Annotated in this window: 11 protein-coding genes; 3 read left to right on the top strand and 8 right to left on the bottom strand. The window is 58.3% G+C overall.

Annotated elements, in window-relative coordinates; translation table 11 throughout:
- The coding region (locus tag B4U49_RS09525) for an AMP-binding enzyme (protein WP_143735607.1) at window positions 1-732 on the top strand (732 nt) is incomplete at its 5' end.
- Window positions 733-978: 246 nt separating this feature from the next.
- Window positions 979-1,701: a response regulator transcription factor gene (locus B4U49_RS09520; RefSeq protein WP_078084364.1), complete on the top strand. Its 723-nt coding sequence runs from the start codon at window positions 979-981 to the stop codon at window positions 1,699-1,701.
- Window positions 1,702-1,735: 34 nt separating this feature from the next.
- Here the strand turns inward: B4U49_RS09520 and B4U49_RS09515 are convergent, their stop codons facing one another.
- Both B4U49_RS09515 and B4U49_RS09510 read right to left on the bottom strand, forming a co-directional pair.
- On the bottom strand, window positions 1,736-5,317 hold the full coding sequence (locus B4U49_RS09515) for a PAS domain-containing hybrid sensor histidine kinase/response regulator (protein WP_239692546.1): 3,582 nt from the start codon (window positions 5,315-5,317) through the stop codon (window positions 1,736-1,738).
- A 157-nt stretch (window positions 5,318-5,474) separates the two neighbouring features.
- A complete protein-coding gene (locus B4U49_RS09510; RefSeq protein WP_078084362.1) occupies window positions 5,475-6,917 on the bottom strand; it encodes a catalase in 1,443 nt (480 codons plus the stop codon).
- Window positions 6,918-7,161: 244 nt separating this feature from the next.
- Between B4U49_RS09510 and B4U49_RS09505 the strand changes: the two genes are divergently transcribed.
- Window positions 7,162-7,452, top strand: a complete 291-nt coding sequence (locus B4U49_RS09505; protein ID WP_078084361.1) for a DUF1540 domain-containing protein — start codon at window positions 7,162-7,164, stop codon at window positions 7,450-7,452.
- 97 nt (window positions 7,453-7,549) lie between these two features.
- On the opposite strand, the gene B4U49_RS09500 is transcribed toward B4U49_RS09505, so the two are convergent.
- The 6 genes from B4U49_RS09500 to lipA form a co-directional block, all read right to left on the bottom strand.
- Entirely contained in the window at window positions 7,550-8,821 is a 1,272-nt protein-coding gene (locus B4U49_RS09500; RefSeq protein ID WP_078084360.1) for a sugar MFS transporter, read from the bottom strand.
- Window positions 8,822-9,184: 363 nt separating this feature from the next.
- A complete protein-coding gene (locus B4U49_RS09495) occupies window positions 9,185-11,038 on the bottom strand; it encodes a glycoside hydrolase family 6 protein (RefSeq protein ID WP_078084359.1) in 1,854 nt (617 codons plus the stop codon).
- A 90-nt stretch (window positions 11,039-11,128) separates the two neighbouring features.
- Window positions 11,129-13,129 carry a cellulase family glycosylhydrolase gene (locus tag B4U49_RS09490; RefSeq protein ID WP_078084358.1) on the bottom strand — a complete coding sequence of 667 codons (2,001 nt, stop codon included), beginning with the start codon at window positions 13,127-13,129 and terminating at the stop codon, window positions 11,129-11,131.
- A gap of 193 nt (window positions 13,130-13,322) precedes the next feature.
- The gene (locus B4U49_RS09485) at window positions 13,323-14,054 is read right to left on the bottom strand and encodes a hypothetical protein (RefSeq protein ID WP_078084357.1); all 732 of its coding nucleotides are present in this window, start codon (window positions 14,052-14,054) and stop codon (window positions 13,323-13,325) included.
- Window positions 14,051-15,157 carry a TolB family protein gene (locus tag B4U49_RS09480; RefSeq protein ID WP_158078590.1) on the bottom strand — a complete coding sequence of 369 codons (1,107 nt, stop codon included), beginning with the start codon at window positions 15,155-15,157 and terminating at the stop codon, window positions 14,051-14,053. Before B4U49_RS09480 ends, B4U49_RS09485 begins: the two co-directional genes overlap by 4 nt.
- 475 nt (window positions 15,158-15,632) lie before the next feature.
- Complete coding sequence (gene lipA, locus B4U49_RS09475) at window positions 15,633-16,685, bottom strand: lipoyl synthase (protein WP_239692545.1); 1,053 nt, start codon at window positions 16,683-16,685, stop codon at window positions 15,633-15,635.
- Window positions 16,686-16,720: the final 35 nt, after the last annotated feature.

Genomic DNA, 16,720 nt, shown 5'->3' with positions numbered 1-16,720 from the left:
ATTGTGGATACCTGGTGGCAGACCGAAACCGGCGCTGCCATGCTCACTCCGCTGCCCGGCGCCACAGCGCTGAAACCAGGCTCCGCCACCCGCCCCTTCTTCGGCGTACAGCCGGCGCTGGTGGATAACGAGGGCAATATTCTCGAAGGCGCTACCGAGGGCAACCTGGTGTTACTGGGCAGCTGGCCGGGACAGATGCGCACCGTGTTCGGTGATCACCAGCGCTTTGCGGACACTTACTTCAGCACCTTTGACAATATGTACTTCACCGGTGACGGCGCGCGCCGGGACGAAGACGGCTACTACTGGATCACCGGACGGGTTGACGATGTGCTCAACGTATCCGGTCACCGTATGGGCACCGCGGAGCTGGAGAGTGCCCTGGTGGCCCACGAGGCCGTCGCCGAGGCCGCGGTGGTAGGTTATCCACACGACATCAAGGGCCAGGGAATCTACGTCTACGTCACCCTCAACAGCGGCATCGAGCCCAGCGAAGCCATGCACACCACACTGCGCAACTGGCTGCGCAGCGAGATCGGCCCCATCGCCACACCGGATGTTATCCAGTGGGCGCCGGGACTGCCGAAAACCCGCTCCGGCAAGATCATGCGCCGAATCCTGCGCAAGGTTGCCGCCGATGAGTGCGATCAACTCGGCGACACTTCCACCCTCGCCGACCCCGGTGTGGTGGACGACCTGGTAGCCAATCGCGCGGCCGCGATCCCGGCCTGATAACCAAACGCGGGTTGGGAAATAGGCATACTTTCCCAACCCGCCATACGTTGCAGCACGTCTTTTCCAACGCATCCAGCGCAGAACAACCAATAAAAATAATAATCCCAACCGGTGTAACAGGATGTACCCCGGTATCAATAAAAAATCTCGACAGGAAGCGCGGCGACTTTCCCAGTAAACTGGTTCTATTAAACTGGATCCAGACAACCGGGGAAGGTCCCACGAAAGAAGGGATGTATAGCGATGAATTCTCACACCAGTAGCGAACAGGCTGCACGGCAGTTCATCATTGCCGACGATCACCCGCTGTTCCGCGGCGCCCTGCGACAGTCTATCCAGCAGAACTTTCCCGGCGCTACCATCTTCGAGGCCTGCGACATGCAGAGCCTGCAACAGTGTGTGGCGGAACACCCGGACTGCGACCTGCTACTGCTCGACCTGCACATGCCCGGCGCCCACGGTTTCAGCGGGCTGATTTTCCTCAATGGCCAGTATCCACAGCTGCCGGTGATGGTGGTATCCGCCAACGAAAAGCCGGAAATCATGTGCCGCGCCATCGACTATGGCGCCTGTGGATTCTTGCCCAAATCGGCCCCGCTGGAACAGATTGCCAATGCCCTGCAGCAGAGTCTCGAAGGCGAAATCTGGCTGCCCCCGGCTGTGGCAGAGCGCTACCAGGCCGGCGACATTACCGGAGACGATGCCGAAGTGGTGGATGTGATCGCCACCCTCACCCCGCAACAGTTCCGCGTGGCTACGATGCTGGCAGAGGGTCTGCTAAACAAACAGATTGCCTACGAAATGCAGGTCACCGAGGCCACCGTCAAGGCGCACCTCACTGCCCTGTTCCGCAAGCTGAACGTCAATTCCCGCACTCAGGCGGTACTGGCACTGGGCAGTCTGGATGTGGAGCCGCCGGGACAGTTTGCACCGCCGCAGCGACCGGAATCCAAGCCCGTCAACTGAAGGGCTGTCTAATCCCCCATCAGGAACAACGGCCCTATTGCTTAACCTGCGCACTGCGCACCAGCCGCCGGATCAGGTTACGCAACGCTGCAGGCTTCACCGGTTTGGCCAGGTAAAAATAGCCCCGCTCTGAGGCACTGTTGCGCACCGCTTCCGAGGTGTCGGCGCTGATCAATATGCCTGGCAGCGCCAACTGCCAGCGTGCACACAGCGCTTCCAACGCATCGATTCCGGTCGCCTTGTGATCCAGGTGATAGTCGACAATGACCACTTCCGGTGGCGTGGAAAACTGCCAGCGCGCCAGTGCCTCATCCAGCGATACAGCAGTAACCACGCGACACCCCCAGCCCGTCAGCAGGCTCTCCATACCGCGCAGAATCTGTCGTTCGTTGTCGATACACAGTACCGCCGCCGATGCCAGGCTCGCGGTACCGCCAGCACTGGGTGCCGGACTTAGAGTCGTTTGTACCTCGCCCACCGGCACGCGGATACTGAACATGGAACCGCGACCCGGGATAGATTCCAGGCCGAGGCGGTGCCCTAGCAGGTCCGCACTGCGACGCGCAATCGCAAGGCCGAGCCCCAGCCCCTTATCCGCACTGCGCTCACTACTGCCAAGACGCACAAACTCGTCGAAAATCTCCTCGCGCGCATCAGCGGCGATACCGGGGCCGGTGTCCCACACCTGGATTTCCAGCACCTTGCAGGGATCGCCTTCGCCGGTAGTTTCAGTGCGCCGCCGCACTCCCAGCAGCACCCTTCCACGGGCGGTGTAGTGCAGCGCATTGCTGAGAAAGTTTTGCAATATCCGCCGCAGCAGGTGGCGGTCAGAATAGACCCAGGCATCGGTGGGCACATAGCGCAGGGAGAGTCCGCGTTCGCTGGCCAGTGCGGAAAATTCCGCATTGAGTCCGTCCAGCAGCTCGCGCAAAGGAAAGCTCGCGCGCTTGGGTGTCAGGCTACCCGCATCCAGCCGACTAATTTCCCGCAGTGCCCCAATCAATTGCTCTGCGGAAGTGAGTGCGCTGTCGATGTAGTGAATGTCGTCCCCCATCTCCCGCCAGCTGCCGGCTGCGGCTTTCTGCTGCAGAGAGGCGATAAACAGGCGCGCGGCGTTGATCGGCTGCAGCAGATCGTGGCTGGTGTGCGCGAGGAACCGGGTCTTGGCCGCGTGCAGCTCGCGGATTTTCACTTCCGCCTCGGCGCGACGGCGGTTCTCCTGCTGCAGTGCCCGGTTGCTATCCGATAATTCCGCAGTGCGCTGCTGCACCCGGACTTCCAGACTGCGACGGTTTTCCTCCAGCGCATCCACCGCTGCGCGGTACTCGCTGATATCGGTAAATGTGGTGACAAAGCCACCTCCGGGCATGGGCGTACCGCGTACCTCGACAATGGCCCCGGACGGCAAGCGGCGCTCGAACCGGTGTGCGCTGCCGTGGCGCAACAAATCCAGTCGCCGCTGCACATGCGCTTCCAGCACCTTAGGATCGTCACTGTCACCGTAAAGGCCGCGCTCTGCATTGTGTCGATAGAGATTGGCCACCGGACAGCCGATGTACAGCAGTCGCTCGGGGTAATTGAACAGCTCCAGGTACTGACGGTTCCAGGCCACCAACCGCAGTTCGGCATCCACCACGCTGATGCCCTGGCTGATGGTTTCCACCGTGGTCTGCAGCAATTCCTGACTGAAACGCAACCGCTCCGAGGTGCTGTCCACCAGCCGCGCAATATCCTCAAGTTTCAGCGGCCGGTTACTGTGCAACAATCCCATCACCTGATGTGCCGCAGCGGAACCCACGATCCCCGCCAGAGTGCGCTCCGCTTCGCCAATCACAAAACGTGGTGCGGCATCGTCGGGCAACAGGCGCTGCTGGCTGCGCTGCTCGAATTCATTCCAGATTTCCTCCAGCCGGTCGCGCCCAACAAACGGCTGCAGCAGGCTGTGTAGCTGTCCCATACGGATGCTGGTGGGCACCATATCCGGCACCGGTTCATCACTCTGTTCCGGAATGACGAAAGCAATCGCCTGGCGAATATCCCCCGCACTCTGGCGACAGAAAAAAGATACCCCGACCAGCAATACCACATTGAACAGCAGGCTCCAGAACACCCCGTGACTGAGGGAATCGAGCCCGGAAAGCCCGAACAGTTGCTGCGGTCGCAACCATTCCAGTCCGAAAGCACCACGCTCCAACAGAAGTGCTCCGGGGAAAGTCGCCGGCAACACCAGGCAATACAACCACAGCCCGTACCCGGCGATCAGCCCCGCCCAGATGCCCCGCCTGTGGGCCCTGGGCCAGTAAAGCGCTGCTATTAAGGACGGCGCCAGTTGCGCCGCCGCGGCAAAAGACAGCAGGCCAATCGACGCCAGTGCTTCCATGCCGGTAATGGCCCGGTGCATTCCCCAGCTCAACAGCATCAGCAGCAAGATACTCACGCGGCGGATCAGCCGCAGGTGTCTCCCCAGGGAGACTGCGGTCAAGTGGGTATAACGGCTCAGGTAGAGCCACACCGGTGCCACCAGCTCATTGGAAACCATCACCGCCAGGGTCACAGCGGCGACGATCACCATCCCGGTCGCGGCGGAGAAACCGCCGATGTAGGCCAGCATGGTCAGTGCATTCTGGCCATCCTGTAGCGGCAGGGTCAGCACCAGAGTGTCGGGCTCACTGAGCCCGGCCGCCACCAGCGGTTGCCCGACCAGTGCAATCGGCAGAATCAGGACAGAGAACAATACGAGGTAGGCGGGCAACAGCCAGCGCGCGGTATGCAGGTCGTCCGGGTTGCGATACTCCACCACTGCCATATGGAACTGCCGCGGCAGGCAGATGATCGCGGCCATTGCCAGCAGGGTCTGGGTGACAAAATTGACATCTGGCACCAGCCCCTGAAAATCCAGGTTCCACTCGCTGCGCGGCAATTCCATTCCACTGCCACCGGACACCAGCAACCAAAGTGCCAGTACCGCCACCGCGGCGAATGCCAGTAGTTTCACCAGCGACTCCATGGCGATCGCCACCACCACCCCCAGGTTGCGCTCGCGCCCTTCCAGGTGTCGCGTCCCGAACAGGATTGCGAATAACCCCATCAGCAGCGCGGTGGCCAGCGCCGTATCCAGGTTGACGAAGGTGTCCCCCTCACCGCTTCCACCAATGGCCTGCCAGCCCATGGTTACCGCACGCAACTGCAGGGCGATATAGGGCAGGCTGCCGACGATGGCCAGCAGTGTCACCAGCGCGGAAAGTCCGCGGCTCTTGCCGTAGCGGGAGCCAATAAAGTCTGCGATGGAAGTGACCTTCTGACGCTCCCCGACCTGCATCAGCTTGCGCAGGAAACCGCCGGCAAACACGAATAACAGGATTGGCCCCAGGTATATGGGCAGGTAACTCCAGGTATCGCTGACCGCCTGCCCCACGGCACCAAAGAATGTCCAGGAGCTGCAATACACAGCCAGGGTGAGACCGTAGATGATCGGGCGGAAACGCTGGATCCACTGCTTGCGCTGGTCTGCCCGCCACGCCACCACAAATAGCAGTGCCACATATAACAGGGCAAAAAATAGCAACAGGGGCTTGCCGATCATGGTCTTCTCGCAGCGGCGGACAGGAAAATTCAACTCCCTGTATACCTGAAGGAGAAGCCGGAGGGCAATTAGCGAATAGTCGAGCGCTGGATCACAAAAGGATGCGGAAACGAAAAAGAGCGGCGGGTGTCCCCCGCCGCTCTCGCTGAGAATCAGGAATCCATCAGGTTCTACAAAGTTATCTCCAGGGTCACGATTCCAGTGCGGAATCCAAAGCCGCTTTTACCATCTCGGCATACACAGCGTCCGCTTTGCCGAACTGCACCAGCATGCGTTGCTGGATCGACGCGCTGGCCTGACACAAACCGCCGGCAATGTTATCCACAAGCTGTTGCTTCTGGTCGTCCCCCATCAGGCGGAACAGCGCTCCGGCCTGAGAGTAATAATCGAGGTTATCCTGGCTGTGGGGTTTCACCCACGCGTCCCGCTCCAATGGCATGGGCGGTTCGGCTACGGATGGCTCCGGTACCGGTGCGCCCTGATTGATACGGTCATTAGGGAAAAAGTGCACCCCGCGGCCCTGACTAGCGGCAAAGGCCCCATCGCGCTGATAGTGGTTCACCGGGCATTTGGGCGCATTCACCGGAATGCTGTTCACGTTGGCGCCCACGCGGTAGCGATGTGCGTCCTGATAGGCAAACAGGCGCGCCTGTAGCATCTTGTCTGGAGACGCGCCGATCCCCGGTACCAGATTGCTGGGTGCAAATGCGGCCTGCTCGGTCTCGGCAAAATAGTTTTCCACATTGCGGCTCAACTCCAGCATCCCGATATCCACAAGCGGCGCTTCATCGTGCGGCCACACTTTGGTGAGGTCGAACGGATTTACCGACAGTTTTTTTGCCTGCTCTTCGGAGAGTATCTGCAGTTGCACTTTCCACTTTGGATAATCACCGGCATCAATAGATTCCACCAGGTCCTGCTGGGCGCCGAAAGCCGGATAATTTGCCGCATCCTCGCTGCGAACATTCTTGATTCCCTGCTGGGTTTTCAGGTGCCACTTCACCCAGAAGCGCTCGCCTTTTTTATTCCAGAAACTGAAGGTGTGCGATCCAAAGCCATGCATATGCCGATAACTGAGGGGAATTCCCCGATCCGACATGAGTATGGTCATCTGATGCAATGATTGCGGGTGATTGGCCCAGTACTCAAAGCTCGCCGCCGGGTCCGGTAAGTTGCTGCGCGGGTTCTTTTTCTGCGAGTGAACAAAGTCCGGAAACTTGGATGGATCATTCAGGAAGAACACCGGTGTGTTGTTCCCCACCAGATCGAAGTTTCCCTCTTTGGTGTAAAACTTGATGGCAAAACCACGGGGGTCCCGCGCGTAGTCGCTGGAGTCCTGACCGCCGCCTACCGTAGAAAAACGCACGAAAACCTCGGTATCCGATCCCGCTTGTTGCAGAAAGTCGGCAATGGTCCAGTCACTCATGTCCTTACTCAGACGGAAGGTGCCATAGGCGCCGGTACCGCGCGCGTGCACCACACGTTCTGGAATTCGCTCGCGGTTGAAATGCGCCAGCTTCTCGAACATCCGGAAATTGTCGAACGTCAGCGGGCCGCGCTCACCAGCAGAAATGCTGTTGTTGTCGTCGGCGATAGGCGCGCCGGCGGAAGTGGTCAATTTGTTACTGCTCATGGCGGATACCTCTTTCCATTGACTCGCCAGTATCAGTAACTCGCAGCGAGCCGGAGCAAGCGGCGATTCTTCTCTCCCATGAAAAGTGACGATTGATCCAGATCAAGAGTGACGATTATTGCGCCAACTGGACATCAACGGGACAGGCGCATTCACACGCCAGTTAATTTGACACCCATGCCCCCTCAACTAGGCTCAATGCGGGAGTTTGATCCTTCCAGGATAATCAAAAGAGAATTGCGCCATGATCATTGCTACCGACATGCCAGAAGTAAGCAGCTGTGCCGCCACCGAGTGCGCCTACAATACCGATTCCGCCTGTCACGCCCGCGCCATCACCATTGGCGACGGTGAAGATCCGGATTGCGATACCTTTTTCAGCAACCACCAGCACACCAAGCGCGCGCGCGTTGCTGGCGTAGGTGCCTGCAAAGTCACTGGCTGCAGTCACAACGAGGATTTCGAGTGCAGCGCTGAGCAGATCGAGCTCGGCTACAGCGGTGATTCGGTCAACTGCCTGACCTACGCCCACTGAGCCGGACGACACTTACAAACGAAAAAGGGAGGAAAGCCCAGGCTTTCCTCCCTTTTTTAACTTCAGCACCAGGTGCTGGGAACGCAGTAACGCCCGGTCAGTCAGCGACTTTCGATCCCTTGAGACCGTAGTAAGCGATATACAGGTAACATACCACCGGTACCAGAAAGGAAATCTGCAGGCCTGCGGTGTCCGCCACAACGCCCTGGATCAGCGGCACGATGGCACCACCAACAATGGCCAGACACAACACCCCGGATGCCTGCCCCGCCTGCTTGCCCAGTCCCTGAAGTGCGAGACTGAAAATGGTCGGGAACATGATCGAGTTGAACAGTCCCACCAGCAGGATGGCCCACATGGCCAGCGAACCAGAACCGAGAATCGCGGCAAACACCAGCAGGATGGCCGCCCCCGCATTGAACGCCAGCACCAGCCCCGGCGATACCGAGCGCATGACCACTGCGCCGATAAAGCGCCCTACCATGGCACCACCCCAGTAGTAGGCGATGTAATGCGCCGCCTTGGCCTCTTCCAACGCCGCAACGCTATCGAGACCGAGGAAGTTCACCAGGAAGCTGCCGATGGACACCTCAGCGCCCACATACACAAAAATACCGACCGCGCCCAGCACCAGATGGCGGTGGGACCATACAGAGTCCCCTTCAGCCGTTACGGTACGGTTTGCTTCCATCTCGATTTTGGGCAATTTCAGACGACTGAAGATCACCGCCAGCGCCGCCAGAACACCAGCCAGCATCAGGTAAGGAATCTTGACCGCGTCCGCTTCCGCGTCGGCACTCAGGGCCTCTGCGCCAACCGTGGCCGCTGAAAGAATCAGGACACCGCCGAAAAAGGGGGCGACCGTTGTACCCAGAGAATTGAACGCCTGGGTCATGGTCAGGCGACTGGATGCGGTGGCTGGATCACCGAGTGCGGTCACATAAGGGTTGGCCGAGACCTGCAGCAGGGTAATGCCCGAGGCCAGCACAAACAGCGCCCCCAGGAAGACCGGATAGGAGTGGCTTTCGGCTGCCGGGTAAAACAGTAGACAACCCACTGCCGCGACTGTGAGGCCTCCCACAATCCCCTTCTGGTAGCCGATACGTTTTACCAGTGCGCCCGCCGGCAGTGACACCGTGGCGTAGGCACCAAAGAAGCAGAACTGGATCAACATGGCCTGGGTGTAGCTCAGGTTGAAAACCGCTTTCAGGTGAGGAATCAGAATATCGTTGAGGCAGGTAAGAAAGCCCCACATAAAAAACAGCACGGTCAGCGCGGTCAGCGCAAAGCGAAAGTTACCGCCGGCAGCGTTAGCGGAGGAGCCCGCATCGGTATTTATATTGGTCACTGGAGCCTGGATCCCGGCCATAGTTCACCTCTTATGATAGTTATTGTCCCTGCATCACCATTGTCTGAATGCCTGGTCACGGGAGCACCCGGGCGCAACCTACGGGGAACGCCTAATACTCCAGTTACTGAGACGCACCAGACAGCACCAACCACTCCCCGCCTCACCCCGATTGTGTCCGGTGATGGGGCAGCGGGAACTTCCAGTGCAGCGGCAGACAGTAGCACGGTGCCAGGGCACCGGCTGTTGCCACTTTCATACAGGTGAGTCCCACTTTTATGGGCGGTGGGAAGTGGGAGAACACAGACAAAAAACGGCCACCGGTTGTCCCGGTAGCCGTGAGATGCGCCGCCGCCAAATCGCGGCAGCCGGGTTAGAGTGTCATCACTCTTCCAGGGGTGGGTAGGCGTTTTCTACCAGTACCTGGAAGGCTTCAGGGAACCAGCGGCCCGCGTGCGGCGCATTGTCCAGGGCACCGGTACCAACAGAGTTGTCGTAACGATTCTGGGCGTTCGGGTCACACATCGGATCGTGCTGTTTGGCCGGGTCGTTGGGATCCGGGGTGAAGTTGGGGTCACTCACACCGTCGGATTCCCCCTGCGGTTTCACCCACACGTAGGCGTCGATACCGGGAGCCGGTGCTGCCTGCGGACGGAAGCCGACACCGCCGGCCTGGTTACACCAGTTGCCGCGATGTACCCGGCGATCAATGCGGGACTCGTTCACGAAGGTGTTGAGATCGGTACTGGTCGACGGACCCGTGGGTCTGTCGGGGCCACCCCAGCCGTTGCGACCGGTATCGATCAGCATACCGAGTGTCTGTGGTGCGCCGCGGGCGATCATCGCATCGCGCCAGTCCTGGGCGAAGGTGAGCTCTTCCAGGTAATCGTTCCACTCGTAGAAATCTGCCGAGCGTACCGGCTGGCCGCCCACATTCAGGGTGGGATCCGGCAGGTAGGGTTCCTCCACCGGGGTGTAGTTGGCGGAGTTGGTAACGAAACCGGCAATGCTGCCCCAGCCCGCATCGGTGGACTCCACCACATCACCGATCAGGTTCACCGCCGGACCGAAGTTGCTGCTCCAGCCGAGCCAACCGGAGTGGGCGATATCCACATAGGAATAGACATTGTCCAGTTGTGAAAGCTGGTTCAGGGCATAGCGAATACCATCGCGATAACCGCCGGGACCATTGGCCTCCTGGCAATCCGGCAGGCTGATATTGGTAATCAGGTTCGGCAGGGAATCCACCTCGATGATGGTGACGATATTCAGATCCGCGTAGGCGGGGTCTGCGAGGATCGCCACCAGTGGATCGATATATTCCGTTTGATAGCGCGCGAAGCCGTTTTCCGCAATCAGTAGTTCACCGTTGGAGGCGAGTGCCGCGCAATCGCGGTTGGGCAGGTTGTACACCACCACCATAAACAAGTCGGCCCCCTGGGCCAGAGCTTCGTCCAGGTGCCCCCTCAGGCCGAGACCGTCGGTAAGCGCGCCGATGCGATCCATCCACACCGCAGAGCTGACATCGGCAATGGCAGCACCACCCGGCTCGTTCAACGCGTTCGCGGCCCAGTCCGGGTTCACATACCACTTGCCCGAGGCGGCAAAGGGGTTGTCGTGACGCACACCGGAACCACTGCTGCTACCAGAGCTGCTGGAAGAGCTGGACGTACTGCCGCTGGAGGAACCGGAGCTGCTGGAGCTGCCGCTGGATGAAGAGCTCGAAGAGGAAGAGCTAGAGGAAGAACTGGAAGAGGAGCTGGAAGAGGAGCTCGATGAACTGCTCGAAGAACTGCTACTGGACGAGCTGCTGGAAGAACTGCTCGAACTACTGGACGAGCTGCCGCCAGAGGAACCACTGCCACCGCCGTCCCCGTCCACGGTCACCGCTACTGGCGCGAGACCTCCGGGGAACGCGATAAAGCCCACACTCACCTGGCCGCCAGCGGGAATGGTGTCGTTATAGCCCGCGGAGGCGACCACATAGCTGGCGCCATCCTGGGAGGTGACGACGCCGTTCCAGATATTGCCAATCTCCACCGGCATATCGAAGCTGAGCGTCCAGTTGGTCAGCGGGGTACTGCCATCGTTGACCACCGTGATTTCCCCCTGGAAACCGGCACCCCAGTCGTTGGTTATTTGCATGGTTGCCTGCGCTGCGAACGCCTGAACCGCACTCAGCATTAATGCGAGCGCACAGGTGCACACTAACAGCAACCTTTTCGGTATCTGTTTCATGATCGCTATCCAATGATTGTTTTGTTATCAAATGTTTGTGATGGGAAAAAAGCCGGTGCCATCGCGGCACCGGCTTTTTAGTCCGCCAGGTTATTCGGACGAATTTGTCCACAAGCGGTTCAGCAAGTTGGTCTTGCGCTGGTCGAAGTCGAGCCATTCCCCCCAGCCCGCGGTATTGCTCTGCGGGTCGTAGGCGTGACCGTACCAGCCGCCGGTATCGCCGGATTCCGGGTTGATGGACCAGTAGCAACCCTGGATATTTTTCTCGACCATGTAATCCACAAAGGCTTCCTGCCACTGGATATCCACAACACCGGGCTGGATATGATCCCAGCGGGCCTGATCGCGCAGAGTGGCTTTGGCCGGCCAGTCCATGTTGCCGCCGAACTCGCCGACTACAACCGCGTAGCCCATTTCGCGCAGGTAGCCGAAGTGCTCGTCCCAGCCCTGACGCAGAAACTCCGGGTCAATCACGATATTACAGCCGGCGTCACCCGCGACATCGCCTTCAAGCCCTTCGCACTCCGGCTGCGATGCCACGTCCATAAAGCCTTTCTGTACGAATACCGAGGGACCGTAAGTGTGCGGAGACCATACCAGGCGGTCTTTGGGGATATCCGGTGGGTTGTTGCCGGCTTCGAACAGGTTTTCCCCCCAGTTTGGATTGGTCAGCTCATCGCCGTGGGGCACCTGAGTGATGGTTTCCGGGCTTCCGTCCTGGTTACCCGCGGTGGCGGAGATCCCCTGCACGAACAACAGGGTGTTCGGGTTGACTTCATTGATCGCGGCGAAGGCATCTTCGGTCAGGCTTTTCCACTCGTCCCAGGTGTAGTCCCAGGGCTCGTTGTAGATATCGATACCGATAATGTTATCCACACCCAGCTCGGCTTCCAGACCGGCCAGCTCGCGCAGGTTATCGAGCCAGATATCACGGTTGTATTCCTGTACCCGGGTAACGGAATCCGGGTTGCCGGTGGCTGCACAGGAACTATCTTCGCGCGGGAAGTCATACATGTCGCGATCGCGATCCACATACGGCGGACGCGCATCCAGGCGGCCCGCACGCCAGCCCACATAGTTGGAGCAGGAGTGGATATCCAGCATCACTTCGATACCGTTCTGGTCCGCGGCGATAATGAATTCCTCCATCGCCTGGCGCGCGTTGGGCACCAGCACCGACTCATGGTTTTTCAACACGCTGCCGCTGCCCTGTGGATCATTCGGATCCAGAGTCTGCGGTGCAACCGGGAAGCGCACCACGTTCACGCCCATCGCGGTGATTTCGCTCATGGTCTGCTGAATAGTGCGGCCGGTACCGGAGTTGCCATTGGCCCAGAAGGTATTGCCCACATAGAGCTCCATCGGGGCGCCGCTGGGATTGGTCTGGTCGTTGGAAGGTTCGTGGCGTCCTTCGAGGCCGAACCAGGAACCGCAATTCATCGGAATGACCTCACCGTTCTTGGTGATATTGCCGGAATCATCCACTCGGAATCGGCCGGAACCGGAAGAGCTACCGCCAGACGAGCTCGAGGAACTGCTTCCCGAAGAACTGGAAGAACTTGAGGAACCGCCGCTTGAGGAACTGGATGAACTCGACGAGCCGCCACTAGAAGAGCTGGAGGAGCTTGATGAACTCGAAGAACTGGACGAACTTGATGAGCTCGAAGAACTGGATGAACCGCCACCGGAGGAAGATCCTCCATCGTCACCTATCACCGTCACTTCCGCCGGCGCCAGACCACCGGGATACGCAATAAATCCGACACTCACTTGCGCGCCCGGCGCAATGGTGCCGTTGTAATCTGCAGCAGCCACCACATACTGGCTGGCGCTCTGGGACTCAATTACCCCGTTCCACAGGTTATTGATATCCACATCCATATTAAAAGACACGGACCAGTCGGTGAGCGGCTCACTGCCATCATTGACAACGACGATCTCCCCCTGGAAACCGCCGCCCCAATCATTGACGATCTTCATTTCCGCTTCTGCTGCCAGCAGTGCAGCGGAAGATGTCCCCAGCCACATCACCAGACCAGCTTTGGCGAAGGCCTTATACATGGCCCGCCTTTGTATTGTTTTTACTTCCATCTCTTCTCTCCAATCGCTATCGAGTATTTCGGTTTTTTGTCTGGCGCGAATACGGGCCGCTACTGGGAAACAGTGACGGCTCAACACGGGCCCGGTTCGCACCCGGCTTCCTGCCCTACCTCACTCCTGTGCAGCGGGCACCGCCTGCCCGCACTGCTGCACCATTAATTCCATCCTGTGTGAATCATTATTTTTAGTTGGCAGCCAACGAATAAATCCGTCGTTCCTCACTTCCCTGTGTAATGAACTGCACCTGCAATTCGTTGAGATCAGAGAGGTAGGTCATATCCACAACCTCTCCGGCATCGCGTTCAAGAACACGGAAGTGACTGCCATCCGGAAGACTCATGGCGAGACTCTGACGGTCCTCGCCATCCAGTCTTCCGTCACCGTTGCTGTCGCCCGCCACGTACTGGAAAAGCACTCTTACCGTTGTGGCCCCGTATCCCACGTTGTTGTGATAAAGCGGCCAGTAATGGGTAATTACCTGGCCCCCGTCAGAAAACAATCTGCGCGGGACAATGCCATCGCGGATAAAGAACTCAACATTGCGAATGGCGCCCTCTCCGGTTTGCTCGCCCGCTTCCCGCAGTTCGCGTAATTGGATGGAAATACCGAGCAGGTCCACGACCTTGGCCACGTACTCTTTGGTGTTTGCATGCGCTTGACTATAGTTGCTATTTTCCGATGGCCCACTTTTCATCGCCGCGGTGTTTTCCCCATAATTTGAGGCAGAAAGACTCTGTTTATCAGGCGCATTGATTATTTCCAGGGAAAGAGATTTTTCAGGCGACTCACTAAATATCCATGCGTTGGCCAATATCACCGTCGCGCCGCAGATAATCACCAGAGAAACGAGAGTGACCCAGTCCATTGCAGCAATCCGCCCGGACAATTGATCGAGAGATGCGTTTTGATTTTTCACGGACGCACCGCCAACCCCGAACCCCGGGCAACACCATCGAAGATCCGCTGCTCACTTGCATCCGCCAGATTGCGGATTACCAGAGCGTATTCGCGCGCGCTCAGGTCTTCCGCCTGCAGATATGCAACGCGGTCGCTATCCATAAAAACTGGCGCATGCGCTGCCACCTGCTTATCGGTCAGCGCCGCGCGCTTACCATCGAGACCTGCTATAAAGACCTGCATACTGCCTTCATAAACTTTGCGATGGCGGGATTCATCGTAGTGAAACCGGTAATCCACCAGTGCCGCATACAGCAGGGATTGCCCATCCCGGGACCAGCTGGGTGCGTCCTGTACCTGATGCGTTTGCGCGGATAATTGCAACGGAACCGTTGCGCGACTCGATACCGGATCTCCCGTCATTTCCATTATCCAGAGACTGCGGGCTGCAGGTGTATCCGGGTGGAACACATAGGCCAATCGATCGCCAGTGGGCGACCACGCCAGCGTTACCGCACTGCCACAGGCGGCACAGCCACCTTGGGCTACGGAATGATCCTGTACACCTGACTGCCGCAGGAAGCTCGCCAGTTCGCTGATGGATGCCCGCTGCTGCAGACAGTCACGAGTACATTCCAGAAGCAGAATTTCCCCACGCTTTTGATTGCGAGCAGCGACGGCAAGGGATTTACCATCAGGAGACCAGTCGAAATCCAGAATTTCCTCTGCCTCGAACTGCACCCGCTCATTAACCGATCCCAACGCCAGCACCACCAGCGTTTTACGTTCGCGAATAAACGCTACGCGAGTTCCGTCCGGGCTGAACTTCGGCGACATTTCATCCTGTGGCGTTGCGGTAAGCGATCTCAACGAAGTCGAATCACCCCTGTATAAATAGAGGTCAAACGCTTCGTCGCTTCGGGAGATATCGATACTTTCATCAGCCTCCCTGTTAGAGGAAAACACCACGAAACCCTGTGAGGAAATATCGGCATCGATATCCCGCCATCGAATATTTTCGGTGATTTTTTTCAGCGAGTTTTTGGAATTACGCTCCTCGAAACTGCCAGCAGAATACGAATAAATATTCGATACCGGGCCCATCACCTTCGCACTGAACACCAATTCCTGTGCAAGCACGGGAAATGTCAGGGCAAAAAGCACAACGCATACAACCAATCGGTGAAAGCAAGTCCGACACTGGCGATGAAAACCGCTGAAATATTCCAACCGCTTATCCATGACAATCAGGCATACCAGAGAAATTATTATTTTGGGCATCGCCATGCGCGACACCGGTGTTGTTGCAACGTGCCTGAAATTGAAAACAACCCCACAAAAAGATGACTTTGGAGCCAAATTTTTAAAATTGCGGCATTGGAATTACGGAAAGGAAGGAAGATGTGAATTCTGGTGCAAAGTTTGAGACACACTCGTCACATGGGGAATACGAGCGCTGCAAACGCAAAAATCACTGCTACTCAGAGCCCAGCGCAGGAAAGGTTGCTATACAAACGGACAGGAAAGATAAGGAGGAATAGAAAGGAAAGTAGATGGCCCGGTACCAGAGCACCGAGCCGAAGAACAGGGGCAGTGATTAGCTGACCTTTTCCCCGTGCGCCTGCTTGTCGGCGTGGTAAGAAGAGCGCACCATCGGCCCGCAGGCCGCGTGGGTAAAACCGATTTGCTCGGCGTAGCGGCGGTACTCTTCAAATTCATCCGGGTGCACATAGCGCTGCACCGGCAAGTGTTCCTTACTCGGCTGCAGGTACTGGCCAATGGTGAGCATGTCGATGTCGTGGGCACGCATATCGTCCAGCACTTCGAAAATTTCTTCCTTGGTTTCACCAAGCCCCACCATCAGACCGGACTTGGTGAGTACGTCCGAGCGGCGCTTTTTGTATTCCTGCAGCAGTTTCAGCGACCACTTGTAGTTGGCGCCGGGACGGGATTCCCGGTACAGACGCGGCACAGTCTCCAGGTTGTGGTTGAACACATCCGGGGCTTCCGCCTCGAGAATATCCAGTGCAATGTCCATGCGGCCGCGGAAATCCGGGGTCAGGATTTCCACCTGCAGGTTCGGCGACAGCTCGCGGGACTGCTTGATACAGTCGGCAAAGTGCTGGGCACCGCCGTCACGCAGGTCGTCGCGGTCAACGGAAGTGATCACCACGTAGCGCAGGCTCATGGCGGCGATGGCTTCCGCCAGTTGCTTCGGCTCTTCCGGGTCCAGCGGGTTCGGCTTGCCGTGGCCAACATCGCAGAACGGGCAGCGACGGGTACAGATCTCACCCATGATCATGAACGTGGCGGTGCCGCCGCTGAAGCACTCCCCGAGGTTTGGGCAGCTGGCTTCTTCACACACGGTAGCAAGCTTCTGTGAACGCAGAATGCTCTTGATCCGCTCCACTTCCTTGGACGCCTTAACCGACGGCACCTTCACCCGAATCCAGTCCGGCTTGCGCAGGGTCTGGTCGCTGGCAATCACCTTCACCGGGATACGCTCTACCTTTTCGCCATCGCGCAGTTTTTCGCCCTGCTGCAGGCGACGGGTGCGTTTTACCGGGGTAATTTCTGGCTTGGCAGCCTCACCCGGCTCGACAGTGGTCGCTTTGATTTCGGACTGGTCGGCGTCAAATCGTTCAGACATTACTCGTTCCTGGTTCGGTGCCCTGCGCTGTGCCG

The sequence above is a fragment of the Microbulbifer mangrovi genome, from assembly GCF_002009015.1.
Taxonomy (GTDB): Bacteria; Pseudomonadota; Gammaproteobacteria; order Pseudomonadales; family Cellvibrionaceae; genus Microbulbifer; species Microbulbifer mangrovi.
Note: the sequence above shows the minus strand (reverse complement) of the source record. Positions and strands in the feature narration are given on the sequence as shown.